Source organism: Pseudobutyrivibrio ruminis, from assembly GCF_015057245.1.
GTDB classification, from domain to species: domain Bacteria; phylum Bacillota; class Clostridia; order Lachnospirales; family Lachnospiraceae; genus Pseudobutyrivibrio; species Pseudobutyrivibrio ruminis_E.
Map to the genome: position 1 here is coordinate 1 of NZ_SVET01000007.1, position 18,746 is coordinate 18,746.

16 protein-coding genes are annotated in these 18,746 nt (G+C 40.4%); 14 read left to right on the plus strand and 2 right to left on the minus strand.

Annotation, left to right across the window (positions count from 1 at the left end; translation table 11 throughout):
- The 3 genes from E7274_RS07500 to cysK all read left to right on the plus strand — a co-directional run.
- Positions 1-567 (plus strand): amino acid ABC transporter ATP-binding protein (locus E7274_RS07500; RefSeq protein ID WP_304174951.1); only part of this gene is annotated, 567 nt, incomplete at its 5' end.
- A 377-nt stretch (positions 568-944) separates the two neighbouring features.
- Positions 945-2,279: an O-acetylhomoserine aminocarboxypropyltransferase/cysteine synthase family protein gene (locus E7274_RS07505; protein ID WP_304174953.1), complete on the plus strand. Its 1,335-nt coding sequence runs from the start codon at positions 945-947 to the stop codon at positions 2,277-2,279.
- 27 nt (positions 2,280-2,306) lie between these two features.
- Complete coding sequence (gene cysK, locus E7274_RS07510) at positions 2,307-3,239, plus strand: cysteine synthase A (RefSeq protein WP_044933809.1); 933 nt, start codon at positions 2,307-2,309, stop codon at positions 3,237-3,239.
- A 151-nt stretch (positions 3,240-3,390) separates the two neighbouring features.
- Here cysK and E7274_RS07515 read toward each other — a convergent pair whose 3' ends face one another.
- Both E7274_RS07515 and E7274_RS07520 read right to left on the minus strand, forming a co-directional pair.
- Positions 3,391-4,119 (minus strand): N-acetylmuramoyl-L-alanine amidase family protein, encoded by a 729-nt coding sequence (locus E7274_RS07515; protein WP_304174955.1) that lies wholly within the window; start codon positions 4,117-4,119, stop codon positions 3,391-3,393.
- Positions 4,120-4,214: 95 nt separating this feature from the next.
- Positions 4,215-5,363: a D-alanyl-D-alanine carboxypeptidase family protein gene (locus E7274_RS07520; RefSeq protein WP_304174957.1), complete on the minus strand. Its 1,149-nt coding sequence runs from the start codon at positions 5,361-5,363 to the stop codon at positions 4,215-4,217.
- A gap of 181 nt (positions 5,364-5,544) precedes the next feature.
- Between E7274_RS07520 and E7274_RS07525 the strand changes: the two genes are divergently transcribed.
- The 11 genes from E7274_RS07525 to E7274_RS07575 all read left to right on the plus strand — a co-directional run bounded on the left by E7274_RS07525 (position 5,545) and on the right by E7274_RS07575 (position 18,731).
- The gene (locus E7274_RS07525) at positions 5,545-6,087 is read left to right on the plus strand and encodes a glutathione peroxidase (protein ID WP_074790751.1); all 543 of its coding nucleotides are present in this window, start codon (positions 5,545-5,547) and stop codon (positions 6,085-6,087) included.
- Between the two features lie 151 nt (positions 6,088-6,238).
- On the plus strand, positions 6,239-8,215 hold the full coding sequence (locus E7274_RS07530) for an amylo-alpha-1,6-glucosidase (protein WP_304174959.1): 1,977 nt from the start codon (positions 6,239-6,241) through the stop codon (positions 8,213-8,215).
- 15 nt (positions 8,216-8,230) lie between these two features.
- A complete protein-coding gene (locus tag E7274_RS07535; RefSeq protein WP_304174961.1) occupies positions 8,231-9,967 on the plus strand; it encodes an ABC transporter ATP-binding protein/permease in 1,737 nt (578 codons plus the stop codon).
- Positions 9,967-11,655: an amino acid ABC transporter ATP-binding/permease protein gene (locus tag E7274_RS07540; protein ID WP_304174963.1), complete on the plus strand. Its 1,689-nt coding sequence runs from the start codon at positions 9,967-9,969 to the stop codon at positions 11,653-11,655. The genes E7274_RS07535 and E7274_RS07540 overlap by 1 nt, the downstream gene beginning before the upstream one ends.
- A gap of 24 nt (positions 11,656-11,679) precedes the next feature.
- On the plus strand, positions 11,680-12,075 hold the full coding sequence (locus tag E7274_RS07545) for a hypothetical protein (protein ID WP_304174965.1): 396 nt from the start codon (positions 11,680-11,682) through the stop codon (positions 12,073-12,075).
- Between the two features lie 128 nt (positions 12,076-12,203).
- A complete protein-coding gene (locus E7274_RS07550; protein ID WP_304174967.1) occupies positions 12,204-12,800 on the plus strand; it encodes a GTP pyrophosphokinase in 597 nt (198 codons plus the stop codon).
- A 12-nt stretch (positions 12,801-12,812) separates the two neighbouring features.
- A complete protein-coding gene (locus E7274_RS07555; RefSeq protein ID WP_304174968.1) occupies positions 12,813-13,484 on the plus strand; it encodes a response regulator transcription factor in 672 nt (223 codons plus the stop codon).
- Complete coding sequence (locus E7274_RS07560) at positions 13,477-14,787, plus strand: sensor histidine kinase (RefSeq protein WP_304174970.1); 1,311 nt, start codon at positions 13,477-13,479, stop codon at positions 14,785-14,787. Before E7274_RS07555 ends, E7274_RS07560 begins: the two co-directional genes overlap by 8 nt.
- A 100-nt stretch (positions 14,788-14,887) precedes the next feature.
- Entirely contained in the window at positions 14,888-15,880 is a 993-nt protein-coding gene (locus tag E7274_RS07565) for a histidine kinase N-terminal 7TM domain-containing protein (protein ID WP_304174971.1), read from the plus strand.
- Positions 15,881-15,897: 17 nt separating this feature from the next.
- The gene (locus tag E7274_RS07570) at positions 15,898-17,679 is read left to right on the plus strand and encodes an HD-GYP domain-containing protein (protein ID WP_304174972.1); all 1,782 of its coding nucleotides are present in this window, start codon (positions 15,898-15,900) and stop codon (positions 17,677-17,679) included.
- Positions 17,680-18,377: 698 nt separating this feature from the next.
- Complete coding sequence (locus E7274_RS07575) at positions 18,378-18,731, plus strand: cupin domain-containing protein (RefSeq protein ID WP_090394132.1); 354 nt, start codon at positions 18,378-18,380, stop codon at positions 18,729-18,731.
- The last annotated feature ends 15 nt before the right edge of the window (positions 18,732-18,746 follow it).

Sequence of the window (18,746 nt, forward strand, 5' to 3'; positions counted from 1 at the left end):
GATGGACTTCCAGTGGAGGCTGATAAAAGAGATATCACAAAGCTTCGCCAGAAGATTGGAATGGTGTTCCAGTCTTACGAATTGTTCCCTCACAAGACAGTAATTGAAAATATCATACTGGCACCTACAAAGGTTCAGAAGAGAAACAAGGAAGAGGTTACAAAGGAGGCAATAGAGCTTCTAGACAAGGTCGGTCTCTCTGATAAAAAGGACTATTATCCTAGACAGCTTTCAGGTGGACAGAAGCAGCGTGTGGCTATTGTAAGAGCGCTTGTGATGCATCCAGAGATTATACTTTTTGATGAGGTTACAGCGGCACTTGATCCAGAGATGGTTCACGAGGTTCTTGAAACTATGATTAAGCTGGCTAAAAGTGGCCGCACTATGCTCATAGTAACTCACGAAATGAGTTTTGCAGAGGCTGTTGCAGATAGAATCCTATTCTTCGACAATGGCGAGATAGTAGAAGAGACAGAAGACGTAAAGGGATTCTTTAAGGAACCTGTTACAGAACGCGCTCAAAAGTTCCTTAGAACCTTTGAGTATGATAGTGCCTTGTATATATAAACAAGCACAGTTGTCCTAGTGGTGACTAGAAAAACGTAACAAACATTTGTAGTTGCAAAAAATAGGCACAAAACCATATTTATATTTCTTTTCTAGTTCAACAGTTGATATTTCAAATGTTTTGCGACACATAGGGCAACGAAGTTTTACCATATCCATAAAAAACACCTACCTTTATTGTTTTATAAGGATATAGTAGCAACAAAATGTGAAAATATAATATTAAAAGTGTGACTATAGCTGGTTATAAATTCAATTTATAGCCAGCTATAGTTTTTGCTTATTGTAAAACCTATTGACTAGGTAGGTAATTAAATGTATTATCATTTCAACACAAAAACATATCAACCAGATAGGCAAAAAAAGGAGGAAGAATTATGAGCAATTATAGATTTGAAACTTTAGCACTTCATGTGGGCCAGGAAAACCCAGATCCAGCATCTGATGCAAGAGCAGTACCTATTTACCAGACTACTAGCTACGTATTCAGAGATTCACAGCATGCAGCAGATAGATTTGGTCTTGCTGATGCAGGTAACATTTATGGTCGTCTTACAAATTCTACTCAGGGTGTTTTAGAGGAGAGAGTTGCAGCACTTGAAGGTGGAAGCGCAGCACTTGCAGTAGCATCTGGTGCAGCAGCTATTACATACACAATCCAAGCACTTGCAGCAAACGGCGGACACATCGTAGCACAGAAGACTATCTACGGCGGAAGCTACAATCTTCTTGCTCATACACTTACACAGTACGGTGTTTCAACTACATTTGTTGATGCACACAATTTAGATGAGGTTAAAAACGCAATTCAGGATAACACAAGAGCAATCTACTTAGAGACTCTTGGAAATCCTAACAGCGATATTCCAGATATCGATGCAATTGCAAAGATTGCACACGAGGCAGGACTTCCACTTGTTGTTGACAACACATTTGGAGCAGCTTATTGGGTAAGACCAATTGAGCATGGCGCAGACATCGTTGTTCATTCAGCAACAAAGTTCTTCGGTGGACACGGAACAACACTTGGTGGTGTTATCGTAGAAGCTGGCAAGTATGATTGGAAGGCAAGCGGAAAGTACCCTAACATTGCAGAAGCAAATCCTAGCTATCATGGTGTATCATTTGCTGAGGTTGCCGGTCCTGCAGCATTTGTAACATATATCAGAGCTATTCTGCTTAGAGACACAGGGGCAACAATCTCACCATTTAATGCATTCCTCCTTTTGCAGGGAATTGAGACATTGCCTCTTCGTCTCGACAGACATGCAGAAAACACAAAGAAGGTTGTAGAGTTCTTGAAGAATCATCCAAAGGTAGCTCATGTAAATCATCCATCACTTGAGGATCATCCAGACCATGAGCTTTATAAGAAATACTTCCCTAAGGATGGCGGCAGCATCTTCACATTCGAAATCAAGGGTGGCAAGGAGGAAGCCTACAAGTTTATTGATAGCCTTGAAATCTTCTCAATCCTTGCAAATGTAGCAGATGTAAAGAGCCTGGTTATTCACCCAGCGACAACAACTCATTCTCAGCTTACAGAGGAAGAGCTTTTAGATCAGGGAATTACACAGTCTACAATCAGACTTTCAATTGGTACAGAGCACATTGATGACATCATTGAGGATTTACAGAAGGGCTTTGATGCAATTGATGCAGAGAAGATTGAAGAAGTTTTTAATGCAGAAAAAAACGCAAATGCGGTATAATATAAAAAAACTAGGAGGAGACTAGAAATGTCTAAGATTTATAAGGGAGCTATTGAGTTAATTGGAAAGACTCCACTTGTTGAGGTGGTTAATATTGAAAAGGAGCTTGGGCTTGAGGCTACAGTTCTTGTAAAGCTTGAGTATTTCAATCCAGCTGGATCAGTAAAGGATAGAGTAGCAAAGGCTATGATTGAGGATGCAGAGGAGAGAGGTCTCCTCAAGGAAGGTTCAGTAATCATCGAGCCAACTTCAGGAAACACAGGTATCGGTCTTGCAGCAATCGCAGCATCAAAGGGATATCGTGCAATCCTTACAATGCCAGAGACAATGTCAGTTGAGCGTAGAAACATTCTTAAGGCATACGGCGCTGAAATCGTTCTTACAGAAGGCTCAAAGGGTATGAAGGGGGCTATCGCAAAGGCTGAGGAGCTTGCAGCTGAAATCGAGGGAAGCTTTATTCCTGGACAGTTTGTAAATCCAGCAAACGCAACAGCTCACAGAACAACTACAGGTCCAGAAATCTGGGAAGACACAGATGGAAATGTTGATATCTTCATCGCTGGTGTAGGTACTGGTGGAACAGTTACAGGTGTAGGTGAGTACCTTAAGTCACAGAAGCCAGATGTTAAGATTGTTGCACTTGAGCCAAAGGATTCACCTGTTCTTTCAGAGGGACGTGCAGGTGCACACAAGATTCAGGGTATCGGCGCAGGATTTGTTCCAGACGTATTAAATACAGAGATTTACGATGAGATTTTCGTAGCAGATAGTGCAGATGCATTTGCAGCAGCAAAGCTTCTTGCAAAGAAGGAAGGAATCTCAGTTGGTATTTCTTCAGGAGCAGCTCTCCACGGAGCAATCGAGCTCGCAAAGAAGCCAGAGAACAAAGGCAAGACAATTGTAGCTTTACTTCCTGATTCAGGTGATAGATATTACTCAACACCTCTATTTACAGAATAAACAACATATAGACTAAGAAAGCCATCCTGTTACGGCTACAAGCCTACTGATTTCTCCGCTCGACAACACGTCTCGCTTGAGAAATAGTAGAGCTTGATGCCTACAGGATGGCTTATTTTAGTTTATACAATTAATAAAGTAAAATTACCATTTACTTCTGTGTGAAGTAGCTATCTACGCCGTTGGCAATGCCCTGAGCGAGCATCAATTGGTATTCGTCATCCACAAGCTTTGTTTCCTCATCCGCATTTGTGAGGTCACCAACTTCGACGATGGCGGTAGGAGATGCACACCAGTTTATGATAGGTTTGTCATCGTCTTCGGTGACGCCTTCGTTATCACAATCAGCTTCCTGGACAACAGATCCTAGGATTGCATCTGATAATAGTCTAGCATCATTGTAATTTCCATAGTTGTATGGATTATCTTCTGACTGACATACAACAGAAACTCCATTGTTTTCCCCAGTCTGAATTACTATAAATGCATCGGCATTTGCAGTGTTGGCAATCATTGCACGGTCGCCACTGCTAAGATTTACATCGTTTTCATTTCTGGTAAGGAGTACGGTGTAGCCTTGCTTGCTAAGAAGAGAAGATGTCTTCAAGGCAATCTGCAGATTCAGATCATATTCGTGAATTCCTGTTTCGGCCCCATCCACACCAGTTGTGGCACGTGCAGTTGTTTTGAAAGCTCCAGGCCCAATTGGTTCCTTTCGATTGTTGGCATTCATCTGACAGCCAGGATCAATCACAATTACTTTCTGGGTAGATGTCTCTTTAACAGGTTGTTTTGCATCTACAGTGATAGAAGGATAAACCATTGCAACTAGGAGCATTACTACAACATTTTTTCGTAAGAGCTTTCTAATTGGTTTCATTTGTAAATCACACTCCCTTCCAAAAATCTCTCTATAATGATTATCGGATACTGATGTGAAAAAACTATGTAAAATCTGTATATTTTAAGGCTTTTTTACCAGTAATTTGCAAATCCAAGTTCTATTAAACGATTAGTTTCATAATAACGTGATGATTTTACGGTTCCATCGCACATGGTGCGGTTTTTCCCACCAAGAACAACAGTGATAATTGTCTTGCCTTCTCGTGAAGCGACAGTCACAAGACACTGGCCAGCTCTGCCTGCTGTTCCTGTTTTGCCACCTACTACGTATGGGTTGTAGTAAGCAGAACCTGGAATTACAAGAGCGTTAGTGTTTACAAGTGCTCTAGGAGCGGCGCACATGTTTGTGGCTGGAAGCACAGCGCTTGCCATACCAAAATACTGCTTGAATAGTGGATGAGCGTATGCGTTGGCTGTAATCAAATAAAGTGAGTAAGCGTTTGTATACATATTTTTATCTGGATAGCCAGATGGATTAGTAAAGTTTGTATTTACACAGCCAAGCTGAGTGGCTCTAGCATTCATAAGTGCTACGAAGTTTGATACGGAACCGGCAACGGCCTCAGCAAGAATATTGCAGGCCTGGCAATCAGAGCTTACCATCATTGCTGTAAGAAGCTGATCTACAGTAAGGATTTCTCCGGCCTGAAGTCTTGGCTCCACGTGGCTTGCATCAGATGGAAGAGAAGCAACTGCAGTTGCAGAAGTCAAAACAGGTGTATCTAAAGTAAGCTGTCCAGCTTCGATTGCTTCTATTACAAGAAGAGCAGTCATGATTTTGGTTGTGCTTGCTGGCTCAAGCTTGTCATTTGCTCCCTGGCTATAAATGATTTTGCCTGAAGCTGCATTAGCAACAAGGGCTGCATTTACATCATAAGAAGTAAATCGAACAGCAGTAGTGTTTGCTGCAGCAGAAAGTGCTTGCTGAGAAATATAGTAAATTCCGCCATCAAGGCTAACCTGCCAAAAGCCATTTGATGTCTGGCCTGTAACCTGCACAGGTGTATTAACTGCGAGAGTTTTTACGAAAGTGGTGGTATCTGCATCAGCAAATACTTCAGTACCATTGCAGGACAAAAGCACTGCAGATATAGGTGTAACAGAATAATAAGCAGCTTCAGCCTGAAGTGATGCCATTGGCACAGTAAAACTAATAGTCAATGCCAAGGCTAGGGACAAGGCAGTTTTAGTAATAAGCTTTTTCACGTTTTTTAGGTTCAAATTAATATTTCCTCCATATATAAATGTTAATTTTATTTTATCAGAACAAGGAAAAAAATAAAATTTGAAAAAAAGTGTTGACAAATAAAATTTAATTGCGTACAATTCAATCATAATCAATTGCACACAATTAAATTAAAAAAGAAATATGAACATGTTTTTCTGTGAAGGAGGAAAAGTAATGGGATTTTATGATCTTACAGTTGAAAAGACAAATGGCGAGCAGCAGGCTATGAGCGATTATCAGGGCAAGGTTGTTATGATTGTCAACACAGCTACAGGATGCGGTTTCACACCACAGTACAAGGACATCGAAAGTATCTATGAGCAGTACCACGCTCAGGGCTTCGAAATCGTAGACGTTCCTTGCAACCAGTTTGCAGGTCAGACACCTGGCAACGACGAGGAAATTCACGAGTTCTGCCAGCTTCACTACAACACACAGTTCCCTCAGATGAAGAAGGCTGATGTAAATGGTGAGACAGCTATCGAGCTTTTCAAGTATCTTAAGTCTCAGAAGGGCTTTGAAGGATTTGGTAAGGGTGCTAAGGCACTTGCTATGAGCGCAATGCTCAAGAAGATTGACAAGGATTACAAGAACAATCCAGAAATCAAATGGAACTTTACAAAGTTCATCGTTGACCGTCAGGGTAATGTAGTTGCCCGTTTCGAGCCAACAGCTGACATGAAAGAAGTCGAGAAGTGTGTAGCTTCTTTGATTTAGTCTAATATATTCGTATTATTTCTCCCTTTTTGTAAGGACTAGGCACGCCCATGCCTGGTCCTTTTATTTTTTGCAAATTTAATGAAGAAATGGGGGGATTTTTGTGTATAATGTAGATGTAAACTTTTGCGTGTACGATGGAGAATAATAAATGAATTTTGAATTTGTTTTAGATAAGCTTAATAATTATAAGAATAATTTAAATAGAGAATGGCTTTTGACAAATGGCCTTGGTGGATATGGAAGCAGTAGCATTATCGGTGCACACTCGAGAATTCATCAGGGCTATTTGATTGCTAGCTTGCAGGCGCCGGTGGATAGAGTGCTTGCGTTTTCAAAGACAAATGAGCGTCTTGTGTGCGGTAGCAGGATTTATGATTTGACTACAGCTCAGCATAAGGGCCCTTATACTAGCGAGTTTAATCAGGGTAATATGCACTTGAGCCAGTTTAAGTATGATGGCAATGTTACCTTTATTTATGAGGCGGGTGGTATGCGTCTCACAAAGACAATTACTTTGGTTCATGAAAAGAATCAGTGTACTATCGCATATACGTTGGAAAATAATGGTCCGGCAGCAGGTGTAGTTATTACACCTCTTATGAATTATAGAAAGCACTCAGCTCATATGACTATCGATGATTTGAGATTTGAGTTGCCAGAGGAAGTTTTCCAGGAGATTCGTAACGAGAATAATGGCAATGTGGGATTTTACTATAGTCCTGTTAGCAATTCAGATGTGAGAATTTCTCTTATTTCTGCAGGCTGCGAAATGGTAAAGCGCAACAACGTGTACGATGAAAACATGGAGCTTCAGCACGAATTGGATGATGGCAAGGATGGTTTGGATTGCCATATTAAGCCATATGATTTTGTTATGGAAGTTGCTGCAGGTGGAGTTTCGAAGGCTTCATTTGTTTGTTCAGTAGATGTGAAATCCAGCACTGGTCGTAAGAAAGTGAACTGGCCAGAGTTTGAAGAAATTGATAGAGACACAGCTTTTGTAGAGGCTGAAAAAGAGAAGAATAGAGTCCAGGCGCTTATTGAAACTGCTGGATTTGATGAGGATGATGAGCTTGCACAGGTTCTTACTGTGGCTGCAAATCAGTTCATCGTAAAGAGAAAGTCTTCTAATAAAAAGAGTATTATTGCAGGCTATCCATGGCTCACAGACCGTGGTAGAGATGCAATGGTGGCGTTCACAGGTATTTGCCTTGAGACAGGTCACTTTGATGATGCCAAATCCATTCTTCTTACATTTGCAAAATATATCAAAAATGGTTTGCTTCCAAATGAATTCCCAGAGGAGGGAGGCACACCTTCAAACAATACAGCGGATGCATCACTTTGGTATTTCTATGCAGTATATAATTATCTGAAATACGTTGATAATGATGAGGCATGGAAGTTTGTAGAGGATGAAATATATCCATATCTTCAGGAAATCATGGGAGCATATAGAAAGGGTACATCATATTCAATCAAGATGGATGATGATGCTTTGATGCAGGTAGGCAAGTGCAAGCCTGTTGATATTAATGCTCTTTGGTACAACGCTCTTATGACAATGGAGGAAATCTCACGAGGCATTGCTAGAAGAACTCACAACAAGCCAGAGAACTATTTGGCATACGCAGGTGGTTGCAGTCAGCTTGCTATCTGGGTTAAGGAAGCATTCAACACAGATTTCTGGTATGAAGAGGGCGGATACCTTTACAACTCAATCAGCGAAGAGGAGAAGGATACAGCGCTCTGCCCTGATCAGCTTTTTGCTATTAGCCTTCCATTTACAATGCTTGATCCAGAAAAGGAAAAGTCAGTAGTAAAGGTTGTAAAAGACAATCTTTATGTTGGCGTTGGTCTTAAATCTTTGGAGGAAGGCACAACCTGGGGCTTCATGCTAGGTGCATTTATTGAGGCATATCTTAAGGTTGGCGGACATAGCGCACAGGCTATCGAAGAAGCAAAGGCTATGTTTGAGCCAGTAGAAAAGCATCTTGTAACAGAATGTATTGGCAATTACTCAGAGAATTTTAATAGTGAAAAGCCATATCAGCCAAAGGGATGTTTTGCGCAGGCTTGGTCTGTAGGCGAAATACTTAGAGCATATGCACTCCTTAAAAAATAGTTTTGAGGGAAGAATATGATTAAAACAAGATTACTAAAAATGATGAAGCAAGGCACACGCCACGTGTTCATGTCAATTCTATGGCAGTGGCTTGGTCTTGTTGCTCAGATTATCATAGTAGGTTGCTTTGCCAGAATAATTGGCGGCACATACGCCGGCAAATTAGACACAAAGCACATGGTGATTTATCTTGCAGTTGCCTTGTTTTGCATTTTTTCTAGATTAGTTTTTGACAGACTCTACACCGAAGCTTCTTTTGAAGCCAGTGTAGATGTTAAAAAAATGATGCGTCAGGAAATCTACAGCAAGTTGCTTCGTCTTGGAAGCAGCTACCGTAGCAAGGTATCCTCTGCACAGATTACCCAGATGATGGGAGAGGGCGTTGAGCAGCTGGAGATATACTTTGGAAAGTATATCAGTCAATTCGTATATGCGTTACTTGCTCCCCTTACATTATTTGGAATTCTATTTCAATACAATTTGAGAGCGGCAGTTGTTCTACTTGTCGCAGTTCCACTTATTCCAATTGTTATCATGATAGTTATGAAGGTTGCCAGAAAGCTTTTGGACAAATACTTCAAAGTATACTATGGCCTGGGAGATACATTCCTTGAAAAGCTTCATGGACTTACCACTCTAAAGATTTATGAGTCTGATGGACAGGCAGCGGAGGAGATGGATGTAGAATCAGAGCGCTTTAGAAAAATCACTATGAAGGTGCTTTCTATGCAGCTCAACAGCACCATCGTCATGGATATTGTTGCCTATGCAGGAGCAGCTGTGGGAATCATCACCACAATCAAAGAGTTCCTAGATGGAAATATGACTCTCGTTAGCGCCATTATGTTTTTGCTTTTGTCGGCAGAGTTTTTCCTTCCAATGAGACTCCTTGGCTCATACTTCCACATTGGTATGAATGGAATGAAGGCGGCAGATAAGATATTTGAATTCTTAGATTTGCCAGAGCCTGAGGCAGGTAAATATTTAGTTTCAGAGGGACCTTACGATATTCGATTTACTGGCGTGTCTTTCGCGTACGACAAAGAGGAGACATTAAAAGATATCTCCATGGATATTAAAGCAGGGCAGCTCGTTTCAATTGTAGGTGTGTCAGGCTCAGGAAAGTCCACAATCGCCAGTCTTCTCAGACAGCAAAACAGAAACTACAATGGATCAATTACTGTTGCAGGTAAGGAGCTTAAAAATATTTCAGAAGCATCACTTATGTCTGCAATGACAGCAGTTTCTTTGAATAGCTATATTTTCCACGGAACAGTTCGTGACAATCTTCATTTGGGTAAGCCAAAGGCTAATGATACAAAGCTTGTAAACATTCTAAAGCTTCTAAATCTTTGGGATGAGCTTGCGCCTTTAGGCGGACTGGAGTTTGAATTGGCAGAAGGCGGAGCCAATATTTCAGGCGGTCAAAAGCAGCGCCTATGCATAGCAAGAGCCTTGCTTAAAAACTCACCAATTTATATTTTTGATGAAGCTACCAGCAATATCGATATGGAATCAGAAGAAATCATAATGAATATTATCCGCAAGCTTTCAAAGGAGCTTGGAAAGACGGTTATCCTTATATCACATCGACTTGCAAATGTGGTGAAGTCGGACCAGATATTTATGCTTGATAGTGGAAGTATCGTAGAAGCCGGAACCCATAGCCAGCTGATTAAAAAGAATGGAGCTTACGCTACTCTTTACAAGAAGCAGCATGCTTTGGAAAACTATGCAGGAGGTGCCATGTAATGAAGAAAGAAACATCTGGATTAAAAATCATGGCACGCTTAATAGGCCTGGTAAAACCGCTGATATTTATCATGTTCCTTGGTGTTCTGTTGGGAAGTCTGGGACATTTGTGTGCCATTTTCGTTACGGTGCTCGGTGCAGAAGGAATAGTAATGGTAGTCAACAGTATATCTAACCCTGTTCTGGTTCGTACCTTGCCTAAGTTTTTCCAGCTGATTGTGGCTGTGGCAATACTTAGAGGTCTGCTTCATTATGGAGAGCAGTATTGCAATCACTACATTGCCTTTAGAATCCTTGCCATCATCAGACACAAGGTTTTCGAGAAGCTTCGTGTGCTTTGCCCAGCCAAATTGGAAACAAAGGAAAAGGGTAATCTTATCACAATGATTACCACAGATATAGAGCTTTTAGAGGTGTTCTTTGCTCACACAATTTCACCTATCGCAATTGCGATAATAGTGTCCCTGTTTATGTCGGGATTTTTGTGGATGCAGTATCCTGTAGCAGGCATTATTGCGGCAATCGCATATCTTACTGTAGGTGGTATGATTCCTGTTTCTAACGAGATGAGTTCGGCCGAGGCGGGACTTAAATTCAGAAATAAATTTGGCAAGATGAACAGCTTTATCCTAGGTGCTTTATATGGCATCGATGATACCATCCAATTCAAAAATGGTCATAAGCAGCTAAACAGATTAAATGCAAAGTCAGATAATCTGGCGGAAATCAAATCAGATTTGGTGGACTATGAAAAGAATCAGAAGTTACTTACCAATCTGTCTATACAGGCGTTTTCATTAATCATTTTGGTAGTAATGGTGGTTGCCTACAACAAGGGCCGCGTTTCCTTCGAGCAGGTGATGGTGGCTGTTGTTGGTATGATGAGTTCCTTTGGACCAGTTGTAGCCCTTGCATCATTATCCAACAATCTCAATCAGACCCTCGCCAGTGGTGAGAGAGTGCTTGCACTTTTGGATGAAAAGCCTCTTGTAGAGGAAGAGACAGATGGCGTGGATTTGGAAATGGTGGCCAACTCAAAGGGCAATATTGCCACAGTAAACAATGTTTCCTTTGCATATGAGGATGTGGAGGTTATCAAGGATAGAACAATCGATATTCCTAAGGGACAGATTCTTGGAATTCACGGTCCAAGTGGCTGCGGCAAATCCACATTGCTAAGGCTTTTAATGGGATTTTGGAAGCCAGACAAGGGGCAGATTTACTATTACGACAAGACTGAAGGCCCTACTGAAATTGGTGATGTAAACACGGCATCCCTTAGAAAAAATCAATCCTTTGTCACACAAGAAACCTGGATTAGTCAGGATACCATCGCAAAAAATATTGCAGTAGCAAAGCCAGATGCGACCATCGAAGAAATTATGGATGCGGCGAAGAAGGCCAGCATACATGAGTTTATAATGAGTCTCCCAGAAGGCTACGACACAAAGGTGGGTGAGCTTGGCTCCACACTTTCGGGAGGAGAGAAACAAAGAATTGGCATAGCCCGCGCATTCCTTCATGGAGGAAATATGCTTCTTTTGGATGAACCTACCAGCTCACTTGATTCTTTAAATGAAGGAATCATCCTTAAATCTTTAAAGGAAGAGGCTAAGGACAAAACTATAGTGTTAATTTCTCACAGAAAATCCACTATGGGAGTGGCCGATTCAGTAATAGATTTTTAAAATATTTATGTTAAACTATGGCTTATGAAGAAATATGTTAGTTTATTATTAGTATTAACCATAATTATCAGCTTTGTAGGCTGTGGAAAGAGCTCTGAGGTAGGAGATGTGGATGTGGATTTAACCACTATGTCATCTACCATGGTTTACTCTTATGTGGCTGATATGCTTGCCAATCCTTCCAACTACAAAGGACAGCTTGTGAGAATGGATGGGGATAGTAACACCACACACGGCGGTACACATTCTTGTATCGTTTACGACGCTTTGGGCTGTTGTACAGAGGGAATTGAATACCTTCTGCCTGAGGATGAAGAATACCCGGACGATGGTGAGGCAATCACAGTAGTTGGTACTTTTGCAACATATACTAAGGGCGAGGGGAAATATTTTGTATTGATTGACGCAGTCATCGAGTAAAGTTCAGATAAATTTTAGAAAAATTTAAGAGAGTTTACCAAGTTTTTTTGGTAAACTCTTTTTATGTGGAATAATTATCATTGAAACTAAATTTGTTGAGGACTCAAATTTAAAAATAGGAGAAAATTTTGGAAGAAAGTATATACGGAAACCATCGTAGTGAGATGGAAAAAGTTATGAATATAATTCTTGGTTCAATTGATGAGCTGAGAGAGGATATGATAAAAGAATTTGGCAGTGATCCTGTGGAGCATTGTTTGTCTCGTATCAAGGATGAGGAAAGCATGCGCGAAAAATGCAGAAGGCAGAATCTTCCTGAGACTACAGAATCCGCACTGGTGCAGATACATGATGCAATTGGTATCAGAGTTGTTTGTGCATTTATTAGTGATGTCTATTCTGTTCGTGACCACCTTAGAAAAATAGAGAAGGTGGAAGTAATCGAGGAAAAGGATTACATCAAGCAAGCCAAACCAAACGGCTACAGAAGCTTGCACATGATTCTGAAATACGATAATAAATATTTTGTCGAGATACAACTTAGAACTATTTCTATGGATACCTGGGCTGCGTTAGAGCATCATATGCGCTACAAGAAAAAGGTATCCAAAAGCGATGCACTTATTAGCGCAGAGCTAAAAAGATGTGCTGATGAGCTGGCGTCCACTGATATGTCTATGCAGACAATAAGGGACCTGATTCGCTCAGAAAGCATTGATGAATAAGAGAGGAAATTTATGAAAATATTACTAGCTGAAGACACACTTGATTTAAATAAGGTTATTACATCCATGCTGGAAATGCAGGGGTTTGTTGTAGACAGTGCCGTTGATGGAGCGCAGGCTTTGGAGTTTGCTCTCAGCAATGGTTATGACGGCATTATCCTAGATATAATGATGCCAAAGATGGATGGACTTGAAGTTTTAAAGGAAATCAGAAGAAGAAACATTGTTACACCAGTGCTGATGCTTACAGCAAAGGCAGAGGTGGATGACAGAGTAGAAGGGCTGGATGCAGGAGCAGATGATTATCTTACCAAGCCTTTTGCCATGAAGGAGCTGATGGCCAGAGTAAAGGCCATGACAAGACGAGGCAGCCAGTATGCAGCCAAGGAGCTTTCATTCGGAGACATTACACTTAAGGCTGAAAGCCTTGAGCTTATTTGTGCAAATACAGTTCGACTTTCTTTGAAGGAATTTTCATTGATGCAGGCGCTTTTGTTAAATCAGGAACATCCTGTAGATACCAACTATCTAATCGAGCATGTATGGAATGACGAAACAGATGTTGAGGAAGATACGGTTTGGCTCTATGTAAACTTCTTACAGGGCAAGCTGGAGTACATTAATTCCGGAGTAACTATTAAAGGCGAAAAGGGCGGTTCTTTCCAGGTGGTAGTGAATGAGTGAAAAATCAATTCGAGCATTAAAGAATAAGTTCATAATTACTGCAATGGTTTCATTCTTTATTGTAATGAGCTTTATTGCAGGGTGTATTTATGTTATCAATTCCTTGATGACACGTGGACAAATAAAAGATAACATTCAGTACATTGTTGAAAATGATGGTGTTTTGCCTATGCAATACGAGAGCATCGAATCAAGTGAAACAGGCGATAACAACAATACTATCGATAACAAGAATGACTTTGTTTATCAGCTTGAAAAGCTTTTCGGTGTTGAGAGCAATTACATTTCTGATGAATTCTATTATTCCACCAGATATTTTGCTGTCACCTACACAGAGGATGGAGAGGTGGAAAAAGTTATCACATCTCATACTGCAGCAGTAGAAGCAGATCAGGCAGTCACCTATGCAAATACTGTCATGAAACGTTGGTTCAAGTTCGGTAGCTATGAGGACTATTACTATATGGTTGCCGAAAGAGAAGCCGGTGGCACCATAGTAGTTGTATTGGACTGCAGCACTCAGGTTGCAATCAATCGAAGACTGGTATTGTTGGCTTGTATCCTGATTGGATTTGGTATGGTTATTTCGGCCTTTGTTATTAAATCATGGGCAGGCAAGCTCATCCAGCCTGAAATTAAAAATGCAGAGCTTCAGAAATCATTCATCACAAATGCCAGCCACGAGCTGAAAACACCACTTGCGGTTATCAAAGCAAATACAGAAATGCTTGAAATCATGGGCGTTGAAAACGAATGGACTCAGTCTACCATGCGTCAGGTAGATAGACTGACAGGCCTCATTCAAAATCTTGTTTTGGTTACAAGAGCAAGTGAGAAGGATAGCAAAGAAGATAGAGTAGAGACAGATTTTTCTGCTATTGTCACAGATACGGCAAAGTCATTTGAGGCTGTGGCCACTTCTGATGAAAAGACAATGGAGCTTAGCATAGCGTCTGATGTAAAGATATTAGCCCATGAAGGGGATATCCGCCAGATTTCAACATTGCTTATTGATAATGCCATCAAGTATTGCGATCCAAAGGGAAAAGTAACTGTTGGACTTGGCAGAGATAAAAAGCATAAACACATCTATCTGCGAGTTTCAAACAGCTATGAATCTGGAGCGGGTATAGATTACCACCGATTCTTTGATAGATTTTACAGAGGTGATGAAGCCCATAATATCGACAAGGAAGGATATGGCGTTGGTTTGTCTATAGCGCAAGGGCTTATGGAGCGCTATCACGGTGATATCAAAGTAAACTGGCGCGATGGCATCATTACGTTTACTTGTATTTTTTAAGTATTTTCAAGAAACTGGTTAAAATATCTTACATTATATGGCATAATGAATGATAGGGAGAATAGATAAGAAGGAATAATACATTAGGTGGGGGATTGGTATGTATTATCTGGTTTGTTTTATCTGTTCGCTAGCCATATTAGTATGGATAATATCTAATGAGAGAAAGCTTGGTACAAACGCAATTCTTGTAGCCTTTGTTACTGTTATAGGTGACGGAGGTTACTATGCCTTGGCGTCTTCTACATCTTTGAATGAGGCGCTGCTTGGCAATGAATTGACCTACACTATAGGTATGTTTTCGCCAATGCTTTTCTTTTTTAATATCTGCGATATCTGCAAAATTCATTTATATACAAAGACAAAAATCGTTTTGTATTTGATTCAGATAGTTCTATTTTTATCTGCCTGTACGGCAGGCCAGCTTGATATTTTCTACAAGACTGTGGAATTCCATTATGGACCTTATGGTGGTTATTTAATTAAAACCTACGGATTTGCCCATACACTGTACCTGATTTCTATGGCCTTTTATTTCATAATTTCCATTGCAATTTCTTTTAAATATAGCAGAAAAAAGAATGTCGTTAGCGCAAGAGATGTGGACATTCTAATCTTTTTATACTTCCTGATGTTCAGTGCATATGCAGTTGAACGACTGATTCATATGAAGGTGGAATTGATGCCATTTATCTATACCATTGGCATCTTCGGAATTTTGATTCCTGTGGTAAAAATCGCAAACTATGCAATTGAAACCAACCCGGAAATCCTGGAGGGAGAGCTGAAAGAAACAGGGCTAATTGTTCTGTCTAACAAGCTTTTATATATGGATTGCAACGACAATGCGGTTAAGCTTTTTCCAGAGCTCAGCCAGTGGGAGAAGGAAGAAAGGATTCCAGGAAATGGCGGCAGGTTCAATACATTTCTTAGACAGGATTTGATGAGGTATGTTGAATCAGGTGCTGACGATAGTATGGCGGGTAAGGAATTTACTGTTCAGGGTGAGGATTATTATTTGGAACTATCAAGGCTCCACAAGGGAAAGAAAGCAATAGGATACTTGATTAAGTTTACCAAGAAGAATGGATAGTTGCGGGAAGGTATTGTATGGATCATAAAAAATCCTTGATTGAAAATCTAGTGGAATGGTGTGTTTATTCCATCATTGCAATGTCTATTTTTATGGATGTTGTAGCTATTTTTTCCACGGATGTGGCACACGAGGCACCAGTGGGCTCTTTTGCAGCCCAGGATTTCAACCAAGATTGGATTTTAGAAATGGAAGATGGTACACGGGGAATCATACAATTGCCATTTTTAACGGATTTTGATGGAGAAGAAGTTTTTGTAATAACAAATACATTGCCAGATAATTTGCAGGACAACAGCAGCCTTATGTTTCGCGCAAACATCGAGGATGTTTATGTTTACATAGATGGCAAGCTCAGGTCAGAGTATTCCACAGAATCCATTCCATTTATGTCCTACTATATTCCTAGTGCATATGTGGTTACCAAACTATCTTCGGAAGATGCATCAAAGGAAATTACAATCAAAATCCGCGCAAAGGTGTATGGCATTATAAATGAAATAAAACTAGGCGATGGAAATAACGTCTGGTTCAATGTAATCTATCAGAATATCCCGGTAAATCTTGCAGCCGAAATGCTTTTATCGCTGGGAATAATTCTTTTTGCGCTTTCACTTATTTTTTCAAAGTCTAATCTGAATTATAGATTGGTGTTTTATCTGAGCTTGCTTATGATAGACATCTCGATTTGGATGTTTGCGGAATCGATGATACGCCAGCTGATTTTTGCGAAGACAACCATGATTCAGTATTTTTCTTATTCATCAATGGAGCTAGTGGGAGTGCTGGCTTGCATGTATTTCGATGAAGTTCAGCATAAGTATTATCACAAATTCTATTTTATAGCGGAGCTAGTAGGCACGATTGTAATAGCCTTAAACTTCACCTTGCATTTTGCAGGATTAGTAGAGCTTTTCAAGAGTTTACCAGTAGCCCACCTGATAATGGTATTGAGCCTTTTGATGAGTGTGTGCACAATAGTCAACGATGTCCGAATAGGCAGGATAAAAGAATATCGGGTAGTAGCAGTGGGCATGGATTTGATGCTTGCTACATGTGGAATGGAGATAATTGCATTCTATACTACTGAAAATCATGCCTTTGGATTATTTGCATGCATTGGTTTGGTATGTTTGATGATTACAACCGTGGTTCAGATTCTTGTGGATTGGACTGCAGAGACAAAGCTACGTGAAGCGGAGCGTGAAAGAGCTACCGTAAATACCATAAAGACTATTGCTGGTACAATTGATGCAAAGGATGAATACACAGGTGGTCATTCAGAGAGAGTGGGATATTATGCATCTATCCTAGCCAGGGAAATGGCTGCTGATTATGACTTTACCGAGGAAGATATTGAGCGCATTAAATACATTGGCAACATGCATGATATTGGAAAAATTGGTGTTCCTGATAGCGTCCTTAACAAAACTGAGAGGCTAAACGATGAGGAATATGAAATCATAAAGAAGCATGTAGAAATTGGATCGGCCATTATGGATGGTATGGATTCAACAATACAGGATTTGAAGGATGGAATCAGATATCATCATGAAAGATTCGACGGCAAAGGCTATCCTGATGGCCTGAAGGAGACGGAGATTCCACTTGTAGCAAGAATAATTTGCCTGGCGGACTGCTATGACGCTATGACATCCGATCGTGTGTACAGAAAGCGTCTGGACGATGAAACAGTTCGAGCTGAAATCCTTAGATGCGCCGGCACCCAGTTCGACCCAGCTCTGGCGGAGATATTTGTCAGGCTGCTGGATAGAGGAGATATGAAGGCGGTAAGGTAGGATTATTTAGCATTGAGATTGGAATTGTAGAGCCAGTGCTTTTGCGCTGGCTCTTTTTTGTGGGGCGGGGTTGATTTGGGCTGGCTGCCGGTTTTGATTTGGGCTGTGCGGGCCGGGACTACTGCCTGAGAGGAGATTTTTGAATTTAGGCAGTAGTGGAATTGGCTGTGGCTACTGCCTGTGCGAGGATTTTTGGTTTTAGGCAGTAGTGGAATTGGTCGGGACTACTGCCTGAGAGAGGACTTTTGAATTTAGGCAGTAGTGGAATTGGCCGTGACTACTGCCTGGGGAGAGATTTTGAATTTAGGCAGTAGGAAAAATGGCCTGGCTTACTATCTGGGAGAAAAATTCTATTTAAGATAGTAAGAAAGTAGGCAAAATTTACTATCTGAAACGAAAAAGCAAATCTAGAGAGTAAGAAAGCGTACAAATCTTACTATCTAAAACGAAAAAGTAAATCTAGATAGTAAGAAAGTGGAGAAAACTTACTATCTGGGATGAAAAAGAGATTCCAGAGAGTAAGAAATCAGGAAATGACTACTATCTATAAGATATAGTTTTTGGCAGGCAGTAAAGCTTTGCTATTGATACGTGAGTAAATATAAAAAATATAGTTGAAGTATAAACGTAGGATGTTTATACTGAAGAAAAGAACATCCATTGCTTGCTAATAATTAAATATAGTGAGGTAAGGTGGGATGATAATACGAAAGCGAAATAGTATTTCACCTACCCCTATTGAGCATTGTATGGGAGGCGAAGGTACTGTCATGATGGAACGTCTTCTTGAAGGTTCGGATGAAATGCTTAATAAGGGTAGAGCTTATGTACGTCATACTCTTAATCCTGGAGTTACTATAGGTAAACATACTCATGAGGGTGAGATGGAAAGTATGGTTATAATCTCAGGAAGAGCCAAACATATTATTAATGGTGTTACTCAAGAGCTTGAGGCAGGAGATATAATAGTTGCTCAACCTGGAGATACTCATGAGATAGCTCAAACAGGAAAAGAACCTTTGGTTTTAATTGCACAGGTTCTTTTTGAATAGGAGAAGTGTATGAAT

Excerpts from the sequence above, each read along its gene's own strand:
- E7274_RS07505 (WP_304174953.1), top strand. The coding sequence starts at position 945 with ATGAGCAATTATAGATTTGAAACTTTAGCACTTCATGTGGGCCAGGAA.
- cysK (WP_044933809.1), top strand. The coding sequence starts at position 2,307 with ATGTCTAAGATTTATAAGGGAGCTATTGAGTTAATTGGAAAGACTCCA.
- E7274_RS07515 (WP_304174955.1), bottom strand. The coding sequence starts at position 4,119 with ATGAAACCAATTAGAAAGCTCTTACGAAAAAATGTTGTAGTAATGCTC.
- E7274_RS07525 (WP_074790751.1), top strand. The coding sequence starts at position 5,545 with ATGGGATTTTATGATCTTACAGTTGAAAAGACAAATGGCGAGCAGCAG.
- E7274_RS07530 (WP_304174959.1), top strand. The coding sequence starts at position 6,239 with ATGAATTTTGAATTTGTTTTAGATAAGCTTAATAATTATAAGAATAAT.
- E7274_RS07535 (WP_304174961.1), top strand. The coding sequence starts at position 8,231 with ATGATTAAAACAAGATTACTAAAAATGATGAAGCAAGGCACACGCCAC.
- E7274_RS07540 (WP_304174963.1), top strand. The coding sequence starts at position 9,967 with ATGAAGAAAGAAACATCTGGATTAAAAATCATGGCACGCTTAATAGGC.
- E7274_RS07545 (WP_304174965.1), top strand. The coding sequence starts at position 11,680 with ATGAAGAAATATGTTAGTTTATTATTAGTATTAACCATAATTATCAGC.
- E7274_RS07555 (WP_304174968.1), top strand. The coding sequence starts at position 12,813 with ATGAAAATATTACTAGCTGAAGACACACTTGATTTAAATAAGGTTATT.
- E7274_RS07560 (WP_304174970.1), top strand. The coding sequence starts at position 13,477 with ATGAGTGAAAAATCAATTCGAGCATTAAAGAATAAGTTCATAATTACT.
- E7274_RS07565 (WP_304174971.1), top strand. The coding sequence starts at position 14,888 with ATGTATTATCTGGTTTGTTTTATCTGTTCGCTAGCCATATTAGTATGG.
- E7274_RS07570 (WP_304174972.1), top strand. The coding sequence starts at position 15,898 with ATGGATCATAAAAAATCCTTGATTGAAAATCTAGTGGAATGGTGTGTT.
- E7274_RS07575 (WP_090394132.1), top strand. The coding sequence starts at position 18,378 with ATGATAATACGAAAGCGAAATAGTATTTCACCTACCCCTATTGAGCAT.